The organism is Nocardia carnea NBRC 14403 (assembly GCF_000308515.1).
Classification (GTDB): Bacteria; Actinomycetota; Actinomycetes; order Mycobacteriales; family Mycobacteriaceae; genus Nocardia; species Nocardia carnea.
In genome coordinates this window covers 17,231-32,020 of record NZ_BAFV01000058.1, presented here as the reverse complement: position 1 = coordinate 32,020, position 14,790 = coordinate 17,231, and the positions used below count along the sequence as shown (strand labels likewise).

Genomic DNA, 14,790 nt, shown 5'->3' with positions numbered 1-14,790 from the left:
TCGTCCGCGCATTGTGGCCGGCAGCATCGACGACAGACAGGGAAGCACTGTGCCTACGTACAGCCCGAAGGCGGGTGACGTGACCCGGCAGTGGTACGTCATCGACGCCACTGACGTAGTGCTCGGCCGTCTTGCCGTTCAGGCAGCGAATCTGCTGCGTGGCAAGCACAAGCCGACCTACGCTCCGCATATGGATGGTGGCGATTTCGTCGTCATCATCAACGCCGACAAGGTTGCCATCAGCGGCAACAAGCGCGACGGTAAGCGCATCTACCACCACTCCGGGCATCCCGGCGGCCTCAAGTCCCGCACTGTCGGTGAGGTGCTGGATACCCGCCCCGACCGCCTGGTGGAGAAGGCCGTGAAGGGCATGATCCCCAAGAACAAGCTCGGCAATGCCATCGCCGGCAAGCTGAAGGTGTACGCGGGCCCGAACCATCCGCACGCCGCCCAGCAGCCCGTTCCGTTCGAGATCAAGCAGGTGGCCCAGTGACCGCTCCCGAGGAATACACCGAATACGACGAAGCGGTCGTCGAAGACGCCGCCGCCGAGGTGCTGGACGAGGGTGTCGTCTACGAAGACGATGCCGAATTCGTCGAGTTCGCGGCCCCGCTGGACCGTCCCATCCAGACCGTCGGCCGCCGTAAGGAAGCCGTGGTCCGGGTGCGCCTGGTGCCGGGTACCGGCAACTTCGTGCTCAACGGCCGTTCGATCGAGGCCTACTTCCCGAACAAGGTGCACCAGCAGCTGGTGAAGTCCCCGCTGGTCACCGTCGAGCGCCTGGAATCGTTCGATGTGATCGCGCGCCTGCACGGCGGCGGCCCCTCCGGGCAGGCGGGTGCGCTGCGCCTGGCCATCGCCCGTGCGCTGACCGTGGCCAACGCCGACGATCGTCCCGCGCTCAAGCGCGCCGGGTTCCTCACCCGTGACCCGCGTGCCACCGAGCGTAAGAAGTACGGCCTCAAGAAGGCCCGTAAAGCGCCGCAGTACTCGAAGCGCTGATATCACCGGTGCCGGCCTGTCCGCTCACGGTATGTGGGTGGGCAGGCCGGTGTCGGTTCCGAGAGCAGGCAACCAGCCGGAGTCTGGTCGCCTGCTCTCGTGCTATATCTACCGCGGTGCTCGTCGGCCGGCCGTCTCGACGGCGTTTCCGGCAGGAGCGTCGCGCGCTGTGGACTCACTGACAGGGGCAAGGTATGGGACGTTTGTTCGGCACCGACGGTGTACGCGGGCTGGCCAATGATTCGTTGAGCCCGGAGCTCGCGTTGCGCCTCGCGGGCGCGGCGGCGCAGGTTCTGGGTACCGAGGTCCGATCCGGTCGCCGCAAGGTCGCGGTGGTGGGGCGGGATCCGCGCGCGAGCGGGGAGATGCTGGAGGCCGCCGTCACCGCGGGGCTGACCGCTGCCGGAATGGATGTGTTACCCGTCGGCGTGCTGCCGACTCCCGCCGTCGCCTACCTGACCGCCCTGCACGATGCGAGCCTCGGAGTGATGATCTCGGCCTCGCACAATCCCATGCCCGACAACGGGATCAAGATCTTCGCGGCGGGCGGGCACAAACTCGACGACGCCGTCGAGGACCGGATCGAGGCCGTCGCCGCCGCCGGTGATTTCGCCCGGCCGACCGGCGCGGGTATCGGGCGGGTGCTCGCCGCGCCGGGGTCGCGGCATCCCGGCTTCGATATCCCGGAATTCAGTCTCGAAGGCACCCATGAGCGCTATATCGAGCACCTTGTCGAGGTCACCGGCCGGGATTTGAACGGTCTGACCGTCGTAGTGGACTGCGCGCACGGCGCCGCGTCGGAGGCCGGTCCCGCCGCCTACCGGGAAGCCGGTGCGCAGGTCATCGCGATCAACGCCGAACCCGACGGCCTCAATATCAACGACGGCGTCGGCTCGACCCATATGGAGCAGGTGCAGCGCGCGGTCCGGGAACACGGCGCCGATCTGGGCCTGGCCCACGACGGCGATGCCGACCGCTGCCTGGCCGTGGACGCCGCCGGCGAACTCGTCGACGGCGACGCCATCATGGCCATCCTCGCCCTCGGTATGCACGAAGCCGGAACCCTGGCCGAGAACACCCTGGTTGCGACCGTGATGAGCAACCTGGGCCTGCATATAGCCATGCGTGACGCCGGAATCACCGTACGCACCACCGGCGTCGGCGACCGTTACGTGCTCGAAGAACTCCGCAGCGGCGGCTTCACCCTCGGCGGCGAACAGTCCGGGCATGTGGTCTTCCCGCGTTTCGGCACCACCGGCGACGGGGTCCTCACCGGTCTGCAGTTGATGGCGCGGATGGCCGCGACCGGAAAACCGCTGGCGGAGTTGGCGAATGTGGTGCAGAAGGTGCCGCAGGTGCTGGTGAACGTGCCCGTCACCGATAAGGCGGCCGCTACCGGGGCCGTGGAGGTCCGTACCGCGGTGCAGGAGGCCGAACGCGTGCTCGGAGACTCAGGGCGGGTTCTGCTGCGTCCGAGCGGTACCGAACAGCTGGTACGGGTCATGGTGGAGGCCACCGATCCCGCGCAGGCCGAGGAAATCGCCGACGATATCGCCAAACGCGTAGCGGCCGTATAGGTCTGGAAAGTCGTCAGCGCAGGGTCCAGAGGAAACCGCTGAACAACACCAGGAATCCGCCGATCTCGCCCACCACGAGCGCGATCATGGTGACCCTGAGCTGCGCGCCGATATCGCCGTGGAACTGGTTGGTGGTATCGCGGCGGTATCCGTGCCACGCATAGGTCGCGATGGCGCCGGCGAAGAACGCGAGGACGATCGCGGCGGCCACCAGGTTCACCGCGGTCGGCCACCCGCTGAGCTCGGTGAACACCGCCAGCAGCAGTCCTGCGAACGAGTACATCAGGGCGGCGCGGTGCGCGATATCGACGTATACGTGCGCCGTGCCCTCCGGTGAGGTGCGGATGCCGTGATACTTCCACGTCCCCAACACCAGGGCCGACAGGAAGAGGAGACCGGTCGCGACCAGGGCGAACAGTGTATCCGCGCCGAGCTGCGCCGAGAGCGTGCCCGGTGCGGCGAATAGTTCGACGGTGTTCTGCATATGACTCCTGACCTGCGCATGAACCGTTCCTGTGCCCCCATCTTGCCTGCGCATCCTCCAGTGACCTCGGCACACCCATCGAATCAGTGAGCGGCGCGGTACGGGACATGCGCGACCGTGCTCGTGGTGAGTTCCGGTCCGGTCGGAATCGGCGCGATGAGAGCACTGTGCGGCACGCGAAGCCCTCAGTGGGACCGCTGGTTCGGGGTCGACCCTGAGCCCGGGCCGCCGGATATCAGGGTGAGTATCGGTATCGCTACCGATGCGAGCCCACGCCACGGCGTGGACAGTGGAATGTGTAGTCCCCGTTTATCGAAAGGACCGCCCATGACCGCCCCCACACGCCGCTTCACACGCTCCACCACCGACAAGTGGGTCGGCGGTGTCTGCGGCGGTATCGCCGAATACTTCGGCTGGAGCTCCGGAATCGTCCGCCTGCTCTTCGTCGTATCCTGCATCCTCCCCGGCCCGCAGTTCGTGGTCTACCTGGTGATGTGGTTGATGATGCCGAAACGCTGATCGCGCACCGGAACCCCTCGGCTATCCGTTAGCCGCCGCCAAGCCCCGTTCCCGTATGGGAGCGGGGCTGCGCTGTATTCCGCCTGGATTCGGGACCGGGCCGCGACTGCGGTGGGATCCGGGGGCTGCGTTCCGCTGCCCGAGATGGAAAGATAGGCCGAAACTCGTAGCGCCGCCGATATATGGAACTCAGGAGGACCCATGCCCGTATCCGGAGAGTTCCCAGGTCTCGGAATGCCGAGCTTCGACGCCACCTCATCGCTGGACAGCCTGGGCCCGGTCGAGATGGAAAGCCCCACCCAAGACCTCGACGGCGACGGCATCCTCGACACCTTCACCACCACCAACTCCGACTCGATGAGCGTCTGGACCGACTCCGACCTCGACGGCTACGCTGACCAGCTCAGCGTGGTGGAAAACGACGGCGACTACGCGGCCTGGGAGTACCACCGCAACCCGGACGGAACGGGCGAATGGCGGCAGACGGATCAGGGGACAGTGGGGGAGTAAGAACTTTTCGAACGCCCGGAGTCGGAAGGGAACCGAACCCCGGGCGGGCGCGTCGAATCAAGTAACAGCAGAGCGCCGCAGGGCCGATCGGGGAGTTCCCGGGAGGGGCGGGCAGGACGGAGGGGAGACCCATGAGTACGGGTGATCAGTCGGTCGGGATGGATGGCCCCGCCCTGACGAAGTTGGCAAATGATATGCGTGCCAGCGCCGGTGAGGTCAAGACGCAGGTCGGGAGCGTCGTCAAGAATATGGTCGGATCCGGCGACACCGGATTCGCGTACGAGGCGCAAGGCAATCAAATCCATGCTGGGCTGGAGGCTGTGCAGGCTTGGTTGAACGATTGGTCCGAGGCCACCCAACTATCCGGTGACGCAATGGGACAGACGTTACTGGAGATATCGACTGTGGACCAGGAAAATTCCGCAAGCACTCAGCAGGCTGCGAGCTGACCGTGCAGACTTGGACATGTACCGAAATCCTCGAGTTCGGATCGCGGGCACTACGGTATTTCGATATACTCGAAGTCCGCTATCTACGGTGGGTAGGTGACGCGAAGTCGCCTGAATTCAAGTCGTACAATGAACTGCATACCCTTTTTTATCAGCAGAATGGTTTGAAAGATCAGCCGTTCCGTGATGCCGCAGATGCGTTGAAGACCGTACTGGAAAATGTTGCCAACGAGCTCAATAAACAGGCTACGTTCGCGAATACCCTACCCTCGATGTGGTGGGGAGAGGCGGCGACCAACGCCTCGAATATGCTTGCGACGCAAACCCAGTTGGCGCAGGCTGATGTCGCCATTGTGCGTAGGATCTACGGAAATATGGATTCCGCACAGCAAGCTCTACGCGAGGCGGTTGCGATCAAGTCCGAAGCTGCCAAACAGATTTCGGTAAGCGAAGAAATCACGGTTGAAGGTAAGACTCCTGAAGATATAGACAGCATAATCACCTTTGCCAAAGGGTTCGATAAAACTGGTACCGGATGGTTCGGTGACAGTTTGCTGGACAAAGTCAACAGAATATTTCCTGAGTGCGCATTCAATGCTGGTGATCTCGAATGGTCAGATGTAACAGGAGAAGGGCTCAAGTCGTCCGGGTCCGGACCATCCGCCGATACTCAAAATTCGACTAATGCTATCAGGCATCAACAGGCGTCCAAAATGAGGGATCGTTGCATAAGTTGGCTCAATGATCCGTTCAAAGCGGAATATGAGTCCCATATGAGGAATTTTATCGACGCCTGTAATCAGTGCAATCAGCAGGTGACAAATATCTACGATGAACTAGTGAAAACGTTCCACGGGTTGAACGAGACCAAATATCCCTGCCCGAAGATTTCACAGTCACCGCAGACCACCAATCCGGCCGGGACTCCGACGGGGCAGCCCACCGGTACCGGAACTCCCACGACCCCAGGGACGCCGTCGACCCCGGGGACCCCGTCGACAACCACCACACCGTCAACAACCGCCCCCAGCACCGACAACCCACTATCCACGGTTGCCGCGCTGGGCACACAGCTTGCTTCATCGGGTATCGGCACTCAGTTGACCGAGGGGCTGAACGGTTTGGTGAGTTCGGCGAGTCAGCAGATCACCAGTACGCTCGAACAACTCCGGGAACAAGCCGAGAACGTCATCAATCCCGATGGTGATGATGAGCCCGACAAGGATCTGGACGGTGACGGGGTCCCGGACCAGGACGCCGACGGTGACGGCGAGCCCGACAGGGACCTCGATGGTGACGGCAAACCTGATAAAGACGCGGACGGTGACGGTGAGCCGGATGCCGACAGTGACAAGGGCATCGAGTTCAACGGTCAGAACTACAAACTCGAAGTGGGTCCCGACGGTCAGTTGAAACTGGTGGTGGACAGCCCCAGCGGTGAACCGGTGACGTACAAGGTCGAAATCGGCCCGGACGGTAAGCCGTCCATCGTCGGCGAGAATCCGCCCGGCGAGGCGCCACCGGAAACCGAGAACCAGCAGCCCGCTGGTCAACCCGCCGGAGTTCCGGGCGCTCCGGCCGGGAAGCCGCAGGAAGACGTAGAGCATCAGCCACAGAACTATCCGCCGCCACAGGACCCGGAAGACGATTCCCCCGATCCAGAGGCGCCGGCTCCTCCGCCAGCGCCACCGGTGGACACTGGTGCTCAGTTGGCGGAGGCAGGTCCGCTGTGATCCCCGGGGAGGAACACGGTAATGGCTCCGGGCGCGATCGGTGAGGTAGATATGGTGAGCGAAGTCGAACGGATCGGCGAGGAATGCCGCAGGTACTCAGAGCAGATGGTGGCGCGGATGGAGGAGGCGAAGGCTCAGCGCGAAGCGCGGAATCGCGCGCAAGCCGAGCAGGCAGCGGCCGAGATGCGACAGCTTCAGCAGGAGATGGCAGAGCCCGTCTCTCCGGAGGGCCGACAGGACAATGAGCAGGCCCCGCTTGCTCGGCGACAGCCGGAGGTGGAGTCGTTCCGACTGCGGGAGACGGAGGTTCAGCGGCTGCGAGACGAGGAGCTGCGCCGGCAGCAGGACGCGGCTCTGTCGCCGGTTGGAGGCGGCGGAATACCCGTGCAACGGGGTGATGGAAGTGGTTTCCCAGCGCAGCCGGTGCCAGTCGGCGAGCTGGACACACGTGAATCGATTGCACGCTCCGCCGCCGCCCGTCGCAGGAACAATGTCGTCGCACCGATAGACGACGATGGTGACGACGAAGCCGAATACTATCGGAGAAAAAGCTGGCTGGTCTGAAGCGGTTGGGCCGGTGGCGGCTCCGGGGCGCTCACGAAGATTGGCGGAGTGCTCCGCCCTCGGTGCCGACCATCCAGGGTTTAGCGCCGCACGGGCCGTCATCGCCGGGCCAGGCGGGCCATGAATTGAGACGCGTGGGCCCAGGCTCTGTGTGAGTTGGTTCAGTCAATCAGCGCTACGGCATCCACCGCGGTCGCCCAGGCTCCCTCTGCACCGGACTGGGATGGCCGCTTGCTTCCTCCGCCTGGATCCTTTCCTTGACGTTGGCCAACTCTTCCCACAGCGAAGCGATCATCGATCCTGCGAAACCGACGCTCGGGCCTCCGTCCGGGTTGAAATGGATGACGGAGTTCTCGATAGCACAGATCTCGTCCAAGACGTACATTCCGGAGATCGGCACGCGGAGCCAAGGGTTGGCATCTTTCGGCAGGAACTGCGCTGACGTATATACCCGGAGGACCTGCTCGCCATCATTTTCGTAGTGTAGAGGAACCATGCCGGGTTGCTCAGGAGTGGCCATTGTTATAAATTCTGCTCGCGACAGACCTTCGATAAAATCTGCGGCCATGTAGTACCCTTCCAGGGTCCGCCAGAAGATCAATTCGAACGCATTCGCAAACTTCATCTTCGCCGTTTCCCCATTCGGAATGAAATCGGCATTTCGCCACACGTCGTCGGTTACGTTTCCCTTATCTTCTGCCTTTCGGCCGGACATCACGTTTTCCGGAGAGATCGGCCCATCTGATGGGACTGCTGGGTCCAGGTAGTAGAACCATTTTCCAGGGTTTCGGCGTGCGTTTTCGCGATCCTTATCCGATACGGCGGGTAGCGGGAACCGGCCTAGATAGTGAAATATGTGAATGTCGTTCATTCGGTTACCTCAAACCTTTGCAAGGTCTAAATTTCATTTGTTCGGGTGGAATTCGATCCCCAGTGATGGAAGTTCCAAAGGGGCGTTGCCGGAATTCTCGTCCCACGCGTTGTACTCGAGGGCCTCGGGGCTCGGGATCCCGTAGGCGTCGCGGAGAGCCGTCACGATCATTGAGGCAGCTGGGTCGCGACGGCGTCGTGGACGAGATAGAAGTGATGCTGACCGACTTCGCCGATCAGGACAATGTCGGGCGCGACGGTGTCCGCGATACTTTCGCCTGGTATGCCGCTGCGATCACGGAAGTGCTGGGCGAGCCGACTCGTCGACTTCCGGGCGATGTACCCGAAGTGCGTTGGGCGGGAACGTATAGCACAGTGTTTCTGAGAGCAACTTCGATAAGGGTTTCTCTGAATCTGGCAACCAACAAGTCAATCGAATTCCAGGATATGGCTGCTGAGATGCAGGACGTGGACGACCTCGACAGCGATATCTGGGGGTCTGCCTAGACTGATAGGGGCGGCGGGATCGGCTGTTTCGATGGATTCATCGGGCGCCCTTGCGGCGATGGCGGCACTGGATTCTTGTAACCCTGCGTTTCAGGCATGTGTCGGTGCAAATGGTGTTTGTCAAGCCGTTGGATGCTGGTGCTCGCCCGTGGCGAATGTAGGGCGGGCGCTGCCAAGGGCAGGGCTGGAGTGATCTGCCGCGAGAACCGTCGTCGTTACCGATACTTTTGAGATATTGACCCTCCAACGTGCGGAGGACGGTGGTATCTGGCCTCGCCGTACGTTTCGATCTCTGCGAGTTGGTGGGTGAACCAGTGTCCGAGTGCTACGTAGTTGACGTGATGGGCCCGTGTGGCCGCATGTCCGCCGGGTTGTATGCAACCGACATCGTCCAGGTCGAGGTTCGTCGGCTCTGTTTCGATGAAATCAGCGCCCAATGTCAGCGCCAGCGACAACGGGCCGTGCTGGTCGCTGTAAGGGCTGAACTGGGTGGAGTCGTCTTGCGCTTGCAGCGAATCGGCCACCGCCGGCAGATCCTTCGCATATCCGGCAAACACATCACGAAGGCCCTGAATTGCCTCTTGGCCCTCTACTTCACCGGGCTTGTAGTCCTTGCTGAACGCTTGCCCGAGCTGGTCCGTTCCCCAGCATTCGCCCTCGGCTTCGATCACACCACGCAAGCGGCCCGCGGCAGTGGCCACGTCATCGGCCACGGCGGTGAACCGAGGCCCAGTCGCGCGTAAGGCGGCTGGATCGGCGTACAGATCATTCATCAATGCCCTCCGTGGCGACTTCATCGCCCATTGCTGGAACCAGGTACCGAACTTGATCCACGTTCGCCGCGTATCCGGAGTGCCAGGCCGGCCAGTGCGGATTCCGGATCGGTGCCGTTCACCTGTCACGGTTCAAGTAGGAACGGCTGCGGTAGTACTCGTCTTCGTCCTCTTCGGACGGATCGAGCCGAGTATCCGGATGTTCGGTCGCCGGGGGTGCAGAGAGATTTGCGAACAGATCCTTCACACTAGGGGCGCCGGGAATGAGATCGTGCAGGTCAGGTACTTCGGCGGCCATTGACTGAAATGGGGCGGTGGCCTGCTGAGTGGCTTCGTTGGCCTGTTGCGCAGCGGCCTGTACTGCTTCGAGGACCGAACGGGCGAGGTTGTCCGGGGTGGAGCGTTTGAATGCGGCTGGATCGAGCCGCACATCGACCGGAATGCCTGCGACATTGCTGTCGACCGTGACCATGCTGTCAGCGGACCGCCCGGTCACCGTGGTCGACATGAGTCTTGACTGGACTTCTCCCAGCCGTTCGCGCTACTGGGCGAAGCTCTCCAGCAACCCATCGAGCTCGACTCGCAGCAGGTCGTTTCGCACCTGCTTTTCGTCGCGTTCGTTCACCTGGGTACCCCTCTTCCGCATTCGGGCCGGTAAAGGTTCTGACGCACCAGTCCGAAAATCGGTTCCATGCGATCCGGTTCGGATTCCATCACCTCCGTGAGCCCCAAGCAAACCGTGGCCTACAGCACCGAACGCTGCTAAGGGCCGACTTGCCGAACTGGTGTCAGAGGTAGTGAAGGCTGCGGATCGGGCCGATGAAGTCTCACCGGCCTTGGCGGTTCTGAACTCCGTGGACCCGGGAGGAATGCGGCATTCTGGTTCGGGAGACGTTGGGGGCGCGTTCGACTGCTGATTTCGGCGCGGCTTCGGCCGGCGATGATGCCAGGGCAAAATGGCGTCGATCGTCGCGACTCGATCGCCGGGCTACCACAATCTCACAGATCTATTATCCGTACGGGATTCTGTACGGAATGTGTACTATGGTGGTAGACCGCCTGACAAGGAGAACCGATGCGTGCGATGAATGCCACCGAGGCTCGCGATAACTTCGCTGCGGTCCTCGATGCCGCTACCGAGGACGACGACGAGGTCATCATCACGCGGTCCGGGGACCGGGAGCCCGCGGTCGTGATCAGCCTGCGCGAATACGAAGCCTTGAAGGAGACCGCCTACCTTCTTTCGTCGCGTACGAATGCGCGCCGCCTGGCGGAATCGATAGAGAATGTCCGCGCCGGTCGAGTCCAGGCCCGTGGCCTCGTCGACACAGAGGGTGATCAATGAGCCGTAAGGTCCTCTTCGACGACCACGGGTGGGAGGACTATCTGTCCTGGCAGACCGAGGATCGAGCTGTTCTGAAGAAGGTGAACCGGCTCATCGAGGACATCCGGCGCAACGGTAACGGCGAGGGTATCGGAAAGCCGGAACCGTTGCGGCAGAATCTGTCCGGGTGGTGGTCGCGGCGTATCACCAAGGAACACAGAATCGTTTACCACGCCGATGATGACACAGTGACCGTCATTGCTTGCCGGTATCATTACGACACCTGAGTGTTCGGGGCTGTGGCGGATTTCGGTGTTCTAGGTGGCCGGCGTGGATGTGTTATCGCGCTGGGTTTGTAGCAGCTGCGGCCGGTGTTTGCCGTCCTTGAGCCAGCGGTGTGAGCCCGGCTTGCGTGCTTCGGTCGCCAGGTGTTTGATACCTGCTTCGCAGGCGAATTCCTTGAGTTTCTTGCCCGCGAACCCGCTGAAATACAGCCGCATTCCGGTTTCGTCCTTGTGGCCGAGCTGATAGATCCCGGCTTGGCGGCCGAAGCTGAGGCACATGGCGGGGAAGGCGAGGTCTATCGGGGCCGGCTGTTCGCCCGCGATGCGGTGCAGGACGGTGTCGGCGGCGTGGGCGCCCAGGCAGTAGGCCGTGTAGGCGCTCATGCGGAACGGGAGGTTGGAGGGGGCCGATGAGTCGCCTGCCGCGATGATGCGGTCGTCGTCGACGCTGGTCAGTGTTTCATCGGTGAGCATGCGGCCGGTGGTGTCGGTGGTCAGTCCGCTGCGCCTGGCCAGGTCGGGGACATCGAAGCCTGCTGTCCAGATCGTGAGTTCACTCGCGAGGGTCCGCCCGTCGCCGAGTTCGACGGCGTCCTGGGTGACCGCCGTGACCGTCGCATCGGAGCCTTCGATCACGGTCGCCCCCAGCCGGGCGAAGTACTTGCGGGCCGTGCGCCGGGCCTTCGGGTGCAGATATGAGCCGAGAACACTGCCGCAGATCAAGGTGACCGCACGACCCTGCTCGGCGAGTTCCGCGGCGGTTTCGATACCGGTCGGGCCGCCGCCGATCACCGTCACCGGCGCGGTCATGGGGATATCGAACAACTCGGACCTGAGCCGCTGCGCAGCCTCCAACGTTGCTACGGGGTAGGCGAATTCGGCCGCACCGGGTACTCGGGACACGGCGCCGGAGCTGCCCACCGCATAGATCAGGTAGTCGTAGCCGATCGTTGTGCCGTCGGCCAGTGTCAGGCTCCGCTCGGCGGGATCGATCCGCGTCACACTGTCGACCACCATCCGGACGTTCTCGGCCAGGACGTCCTGATAGTCGACGACCGCGTCGTGGGTCCCACCCACCAGTTGGTGCAACCGCAGCCGGGGGACGAAGACCTCACGAGGATTGATCACGGTCACCGTCACGTCGTCGCGCTTGGTCAGGCGATTGGCCGCCATCACTCCGGCATACCCGCCGCCGACCACCACCACATCGATGTTGTTGCTCACGGTGTCTCCTTCGTTTCGAGGGTTCGAAAACAAGACAACGCAGCTTCGAAAAACCTGACATGGTGTGGTGTGGATCACTATCCGGTCTGCTGTGGGCATGTCGCGCTGCCGCGACCGGCGCGGTGTGGAAAGGGTGCGAGAAGAGGTGCTCCGGTCGCGGTGGTTACTTGCGCAGTGTGCGGACCAGCTTGCCCACGGTTGCCGGGTCGGGGGTCGCGGCGGCTTGGCGCGTCTCCTCTTGGTCGTGGAGTGCGGCCGCCGGATCGATGACGTGGGTGTGGCGGATCGACGTCTCCGGATCCGAGAAGCCGGCGTAGGTCTTGTCGCCGAGGAGAGTGTGCAGGAGATAGCCCGTGAGAAGGGCGCGGGTGGCGCGGGCCGTTTTCGGTTCGTGTTTGCCGCCGCCGAGAGCGGAGAGCAGGCGGCGGCCCTCGGCGAGGCCGTTGGGGCCGGCGCCTTCGAGGGTGCGCAGGATCGCCGGGCCCGACCAGGACGCGGCGAGGGGGACCGCGTTGGAGTTCAGGGAGTCGATATCGGAGACGCCGGCCAGGATCAGGGCAGGGGTGTCGATATCGGGGGCCACCGATTCGGCGGGCGGTGTGGTGGGCGCAGGGAACAAAGGCGTGACCGCGGCCACGCGACGCTGGGCTGCGGCGAGCACGGCGGCGCCCGCGCCCATGCCGTGGCCGGCGAGGGCCAGGCGGTCCGGATGGACGGTGACGGTGCCGTCGCCGAGACGGACGCCGGTGCAGATATCGAGAGTGGTGAGCAGGTCGGTGGCCAGGTTCAGGTGGGAGGCCAGCGGGCCGCGTTCGGTATCCGGCGCGGCGGCGACGATGCCCCAGGACGCGAGGTGTTCCAGCAGCGTGGAGTAGTTACCGGCACCGTTGAGCCAGCCGTGGCCGAAGGCCACAGCCGGTAGGTCGCGGCCGCTCTCGGGCGTGTACACCACCCCGGGCTGGCCCGCGATGGCCAGGTTCCCGCGGAGCACCCGGTGCGGGCCGCGGCTGGTCAGAGTGCTCAGAAGTGATTTCACAGACGCCGACACGACGAGAACGTTAGCCGATAAGTACTCTGGGGAGCCATGTGCGGAATCGTGGGGTACGTCGGGTACCGGGACGCGTTGGGCGTCGTCGTCGCTGCCTTGCGCCGCATGGAGTACCGAGGTTATGACTCCGCGGGCGTGGCGATTCTCGACGGCACCGGGCAGGCCGCGATCGAACGGCGCGCCGGCCGGCTGAGCAATCTGGAAGAGGCGCTGGACGCGGCGGGCCCGGGCGTGTTCGCCGGCTCCACGGGAATGGGGCATACCCGCTGGGCCACGCACGGCGCGCCGACCGATCGCAACGCCCATCCGCATCAGGATGCGAGCGGCAAGGTCGCGGTCGTGCACAACGGCATCATCGAGAACTTCGTCGAGCTGCGCCGCGAACTCGAGGACGCCGGGGTCGAGCTGCGCAGCGAAACCGATACCGAGGTCGCCGTGCACATGGTGTCGCGGGCCTACGCCGAAGGGCCGACCGCGGGCGATTTCGAGGCCAGCGTGCTGGCCGTACTGCGGCGGCTCGAGGGCGCCTTCACGGTGGTTTTCACCCACGCCGACCATCCGGGCACGGTCGTGGCGGCCCGGCATTCGACCCCGCTCGTGGTGGGGGTCGGCGAGAACGAGATGTTCATCGCCTCCGATGTCACCGCGTTCATCGAGCACACCCGCGAAGCCGTCGAGCTCGGTGAGGGCCAGGCCGTGGTGATCACCGCCGACGGCTACCGCGTCACCGACTTCCACGGGTCTACCGAAGGTGTGCACTCCCGGCCGTTCACCATCGACTGGGATCTCGCCGCCGCCGAGAAGGGCGGCCACGACTACTTCATGCTCAAGGAGATCGAGGAGCAGCCCGGCGCGGTCGCCGATACGCTCATCGGTCATTTCGACCAGACCCCCGGCCTGGACGGCCGGATCGTGCTGGACGAGCAGCGCCTCTCCGACCAGGAACTCCGCGATGTGGAGAAAGTGTTCGTGGTGGCCTGCGGCAGCGCCTACCATTCCGGCCTGGTCGCGAAGTACGCCATCGAGCACTGGACCCGGCTGCCCGTCGAAGTGGAGCTGGCCAGCGAATTCCGGTACCGCGACCCGGTGCTGGACCGCTCGACCCTGGTGGTCGCGGTATCGCAGTCGGGTGAGACCGCCGACACGCTGGAAGCTGTCCGGCATGCCAAGAGCCAGAAGGCGCGGGTGCTGGCGGTCTGCAATACCAACGGTGCGCAGATTCCCCGCGAATCCGATGCGGTGCTCTACACCCGCGCCGGGCCGGAGATCGGGGTGGCGTCCACCAAGGCGTTCCTCGCCCAGGTGACGGCGAACCTGCTGGTCGGGCTGGCGTTGGCGCAGGCGCGCGGCACCAAGTACCCCGATGAGGTGGCGCGCGAGTTCGCCGAGTTGGAGGCTATGCCGAAACTGGTGGACCGGGTGCTGGAAACGGCACCGCAGGTGCGGGCGATCGCCCGGGAACTGGCGCGCGAGCGCACCATCCTGTTCCTCGGCCGCCACGTCGGCTACCCGGTGGCGCTCGAAGGTGCGCTCAAGCTGAAGGAACTCGCGTACATGCACGCGGAGGGTTTCGCGGCGGGTGAGCTCAAGCACGGTCCGATCGCGTTGATCGAGGACGGGCTGCCGGTGATCGTGGTGATGCCGTCGCCGAAGGGGCGCGGGGTGCTGCACGCCAAACTGCTCAGCAATATCCGCGAGATCCAGGCCCGGGGGGCGCGCACGATCGTGATCGCCGAGGAGGGTGACGATCTGGTCCGGCCGTTCGCCGACGATCTGATCGAGATCCCGTCCGCGCCGACGCTGTACCAGCCGCTGCTGTCGACGGTTCCGCTGCAGATCTTCGCCGCCGAGGTGGCGCAGGCCCGCGGCTACGACGTGGACAAACCGCGTAACCTCGCCAAATCCGTGACAGTGGAATAGCG

The 14,790-nt window shown here is 63.9% G+C and carries 19 protein-coding genes; 12 read left to right on the top strand and 7 right to left on the bottom strand.

Features of this window, described 5'->3' with window-relative positions; genetic code table 11:
- Positions 1 to 49 precede the first annotated feature (49 nt).
- The 3 genes from rplM to glmM all read left to right on the top strand — a co-directional run bounded on the left by rplM (position 50) and on the right by glmM (position 2,579).
- Positions 50 to 493: a 50S ribosomal protein L13 gene (gene rplM / locus ON22_RS21850; protein WP_033243446.1), complete on the top strand. Its 444-nt coding sequence runs from the start codon at positions 50 to 52 to the stop codon at positions 491 to 493.
- Entirely contained in the window at positions 490 to 1,002 is a 513-nt protein-coding gene (gene rpsI, locus ON22_RS21845; RefSeq protein WP_033243445.1) for a 30S ribosomal protein S9, read from the top strand. Before rplM ends, rpsI begins: the two co-directional genes overlap by 4 nt.
- Before the next feature lie 194 nt (positions 1,003 to 1,196).
- The gene (gene glmM, locus ON22_RS21840; protein WP_033243444.1) at positions 1,197 to 2,579 is read left to right on the top strand and encodes a phosphoglucosamine mutase; all 1,383 of its coding nucleotides are present in this window, start codon (positions 1,197 to 1,199) and stop codon (positions 2,577 to 2,579) included.
- A 13-nt stretch (positions 2,580 to 2,592) separates the two neighbouring features.
- Here glmM and ON22_RS21835 read toward each other — a convergent pair whose 3' ends face one another.
- Positions 2,593 to 3,063: a hypothetical protein gene (locus ON22_RS21835; protein WP_051157929.1), complete on the bottom strand. Its 471-nt coding sequence runs from the start codon at positions 3,061 to 3,063 to the stop codon at positions 2,593 to 2,595.
- A gap of 327 nt (positions 3,064 to 3,390) precedes the next feature.
- Between ON22_RS21835 and ON22_RS21830 the strand changes: the two genes are divergently transcribed.
- The 5 genes from ON22_RS21830 to ON22_RS21810 all read left to right on the top strand — a co-directional run bounded on the left by ON22_RS21830 (position 3,391) and on the right by ON22_RS21810 (position 6,838).
- Positions 3,391 to 3,582: a PspC domain-containing protein gene (locus ON22_RS21830; RefSeq protein ID WP_033243443.1), complete on the top strand. Its 192-nt coding sequence runs from the start codon at positions 3,391 to 3,393 to the stop codon at positions 3,580 to 3,582.
- A gap of 201 nt (positions 3,583 to 3,783) precedes the next feature.
- On the top strand, positions 3,784 to 4,092 hold the full coding sequence (locus ON22_RS21825; RefSeq protein WP_033243442.1) for a DUF6802 family protein: 309 nt from the start codon (positions 3,784 to 3,786) through the stop codon (positions 4,090 to 4,092).
- Positions 4,093 to 4,223: 131 nt separating this feature from the next.
- Complete coding sequence (locus ON22_RS21820) at positions 4,224 to 4,541, top strand: hypothetical protein (RefSeq protein ID WP_033243441.1); 318 nt, start codon at positions 4,224 to 4,226, stop codon at positions 4,539 to 4,541.
- A 2-nt stretch (positions 4,542 to 4,543) separates the two neighbouring features.
- Positions 4,544 to 6,274, top strand: coding sequence for an ICP22 family protein (locus tag ON22_RS36815; protein WP_156052258.1), 1,731 nt, complete (start codon positions 4,544 to 4,546; stop codon positions 6,272 to 6,274).
- Between the two features lie 54 nt (positions 6,275 to 6,328).
- On the top strand, positions 6,329 to 6,838 hold the full coding sequence (locus ON22_RS21810) for a hypothetical protein (RefSeq protein ID WP_156052257.1): 510 nt from the start codon (positions 6,329 to 6,331) through the stop codon (positions 6,836 to 6,838).
- Between the two features lie 175 nt (positions 6,839 to 7,013).
- Here the strand turns inward: ON22_RS21810 and ON22_RS36810 are convergent, their stop codons facing one another.
- Positions 7,014 to 7,709, bottom strand: a complete 696-nt coding sequence (locus tag ON22_RS36810) for a hypothetical protein (protein WP_156052256.1) — start codon at positions 7,707 to 7,709, stop codon at positions 7,014 to 7,016.
- A 33-nt stretch (positions 7,710 to 7,742) separates the two neighbouring features.
- On the bottom strand, positions 7,743 to 7,880 hold the full coding sequence (locus tag ON22_RS36805; RefSeq protein ID WP_156052255.1) for a hypothetical protein: 138 nt from the start codon (positions 7,878 to 7,880) through the stop codon (positions 7,743 to 7,745).
- A gap of 26 nt (positions 7,881 to 7,906) precedes the next feature.
- Here ON22_RS36805 and ON22_RS34825 point away from each other — a divergent pair, with 26 nt between their 5' ends.
- A complete protein-coding gene (locus ON22_RS34825; protein ID WP_156052254.1) occupies positions 7,907 to 8,215 on the top strand; it encodes a DUF6301 family protein in 309 nt (102 codons plus the stop codon).
- Between the two features lie 215 nt (positions 8,216 to 8,430).
- On the opposite strand, the gene ON22_RS21795 is transcribed toward ON22_RS34825, so the two are convergent.
- The gene (locus tag ON22_RS21795; RefSeq protein ID WP_156052253.1) at positions 8,431 to 8,988 is read right to left on the bottom strand and encodes a hypothetical protein; all 558 of its coding nucleotides are present in this window, start codon (positions 8,986 to 8,988) and stop codon (positions 8,431 to 8,433) included.
- 118 nt (positions 8,989 to 9,106) lie between these two features.
- Entirely contained in the window at positions 9,107 to 9,520 is a 414-nt protein-coding gene (locus ON22_RS34820; RefSeq protein ID WP_255218548.1) for a YbaB/EbfC family nucleoid-associated protein, read from the bottom strand.
- Between the two features lie 543 nt (positions 9,521 to 10,063).
- Here ON22_RS34820 and ON22_RS21785 point away from each other — a divergent pair.
- Entirely contained in the window at positions 10,064 to 10,333 is a 270-nt protein-coding gene (locus ON22_RS21785; protein WP_033243436.1) for a type II toxin-antitoxin system Phd/YefM family antitoxin, read from the top strand.
- Complete coding sequence (locus tag ON22_RS21780; protein ID WP_033243435.1) at positions 10,330 to 10,599, top strand: Txe/YoeB family addiction module toxin; 270 nt, start codon at positions 10,330 to 10,332, stop codon at positions 10,597 to 10,599. Before ON22_RS21785 ends, ON22_RS21780 begins: the two co-directional genes overlap by 4 nt.
- 30 nt (positions 10,600 to 10,629) lie before the next feature.
- Here the strand turns inward: ON22_RS21780 and ON22_RS21775 are convergent, their stop codons facing one another.
- Together ON22_RS21775 and ON22_RS21770 are read right to left on the bottom strand one after the other, a co-directional pair.
- A complete protein-coding gene (locus ON22_RS21775) occupies positions 10,630 to 11,820 on the bottom strand; it encodes an NAD(P)/FAD-dependent oxidoreductase (protein WP_033243434.1) in 1,191 nt (396 codons plus the stop codon).
- 163 nt (positions 11,821 to 11,983) lie between these two features.
- Positions 11,984 to 12,868, bottom strand: a complete 885-nt coding sequence (locus tag ON22_RS21770) for a poly(ethylene terephthalate) hydrolase family protein (protein ID WP_033243433.1) — start codon at positions 12,866 to 12,868, stop codon at positions 11,984 to 11,986.
- A 36-nt stretch (positions 12,869 to 12,904) separates the two neighbouring features.
- Between ON22_RS21770 and glmS the strand changes: the two genes are divergently transcribed.
- On the top strand, positions 12,905 to 14,788 hold the full coding sequence (gene glmS / locus ON22_RS21765; RefSeq protein WP_033243432.1) for a glutamine--fructose-6-phosphate transaminase (isomerizing): 1,884 nt from the start codon (positions 12,905 to 12,907) through the stop codon (positions 14,786 to 14,788).
- Positions 14,789 to 14,790 lie beyond the last annotated feature (2 nt).

Excerpts from the sequence above, each read along its gene's own strand:
- glmM (WP_033243444.1), top strand. The coding sequence starts at position 1,197 with ATGGGACGTTTGTTCGGCACCGACGGTGTACGCGGGCTGGCCAATGAT.
- ON22_RS21835 (WP_051157929.1), bottom strand. The coding sequence starts at position 3,063 with ATGCAGAACACCGTCGAACTATTCGCCGCACCGGGCACGCTCTCGGCG.
- ON22_RS21830 (WP_033243443.1), top strand. The coding sequence starts at position 3,391 with ATGACCGCCCCCACACGCCGCTTCACACGCTCCACCACCGACAAGTGG.
- ON22_RS21825 (WP_033243442.1), top strand. The coding sequence starts at position 3,784 with ATGCCCGTATCCGGAGAGTTCCCAGGTCTCGGAATGCCGAGCTTCGAC.
- ON22_RS21820 (WP_033243441.1), top strand. The coding sequence starts at position 4,224 with ATGAGTACGGGTGATCAGTCGGTCGGGATGGATGGCCCCGCCCTGACG.
- ON22_RS36810 (WP_156052256.1), bottom strand. The coding sequence starts at position 7,709 with ATGAACGACATTCACATATTTCACTATCTAGGCCGGTTCCCGCTACCC.
- ON22_RS36805 (WP_156052255.1), bottom strand. The coding sequence starts at position 7,880 with ATGATCGTGACGGCTCTCCGCGACGCCTACGGGATCCCGAGCCCCGAG.
- ON22_RS21795 (WP_156052253.1), bottom strand. The coding sequence starts at position 8,988 with ATGAATGATCTGTACGCCGATCCAGCCGCCTTACGCGCGACTGGGCCT.
- ON22_RS21785 (WP_033243436.1), top strand. The coding sequence starts at position 10,064 with ATGCGTGCGATGAATGCCACCGAGGCTCGCGATAACTTCGCTGCGGTC.
- ON22_RS21780 (WP_033243435.1), top strand. The coding sequence starts at position 10,330 with ATGAGCCGTAAGGTCCTCTTCGACGACCACGGGTGGGAGGACTATCTG.
- glmS (WP_033243432.1), top strand. The coding sequence starts at position 12,905 with ATGTGCGGAATCGTGGGGTACGTCGGGTACCGGGACGCGTTGGGCGTC.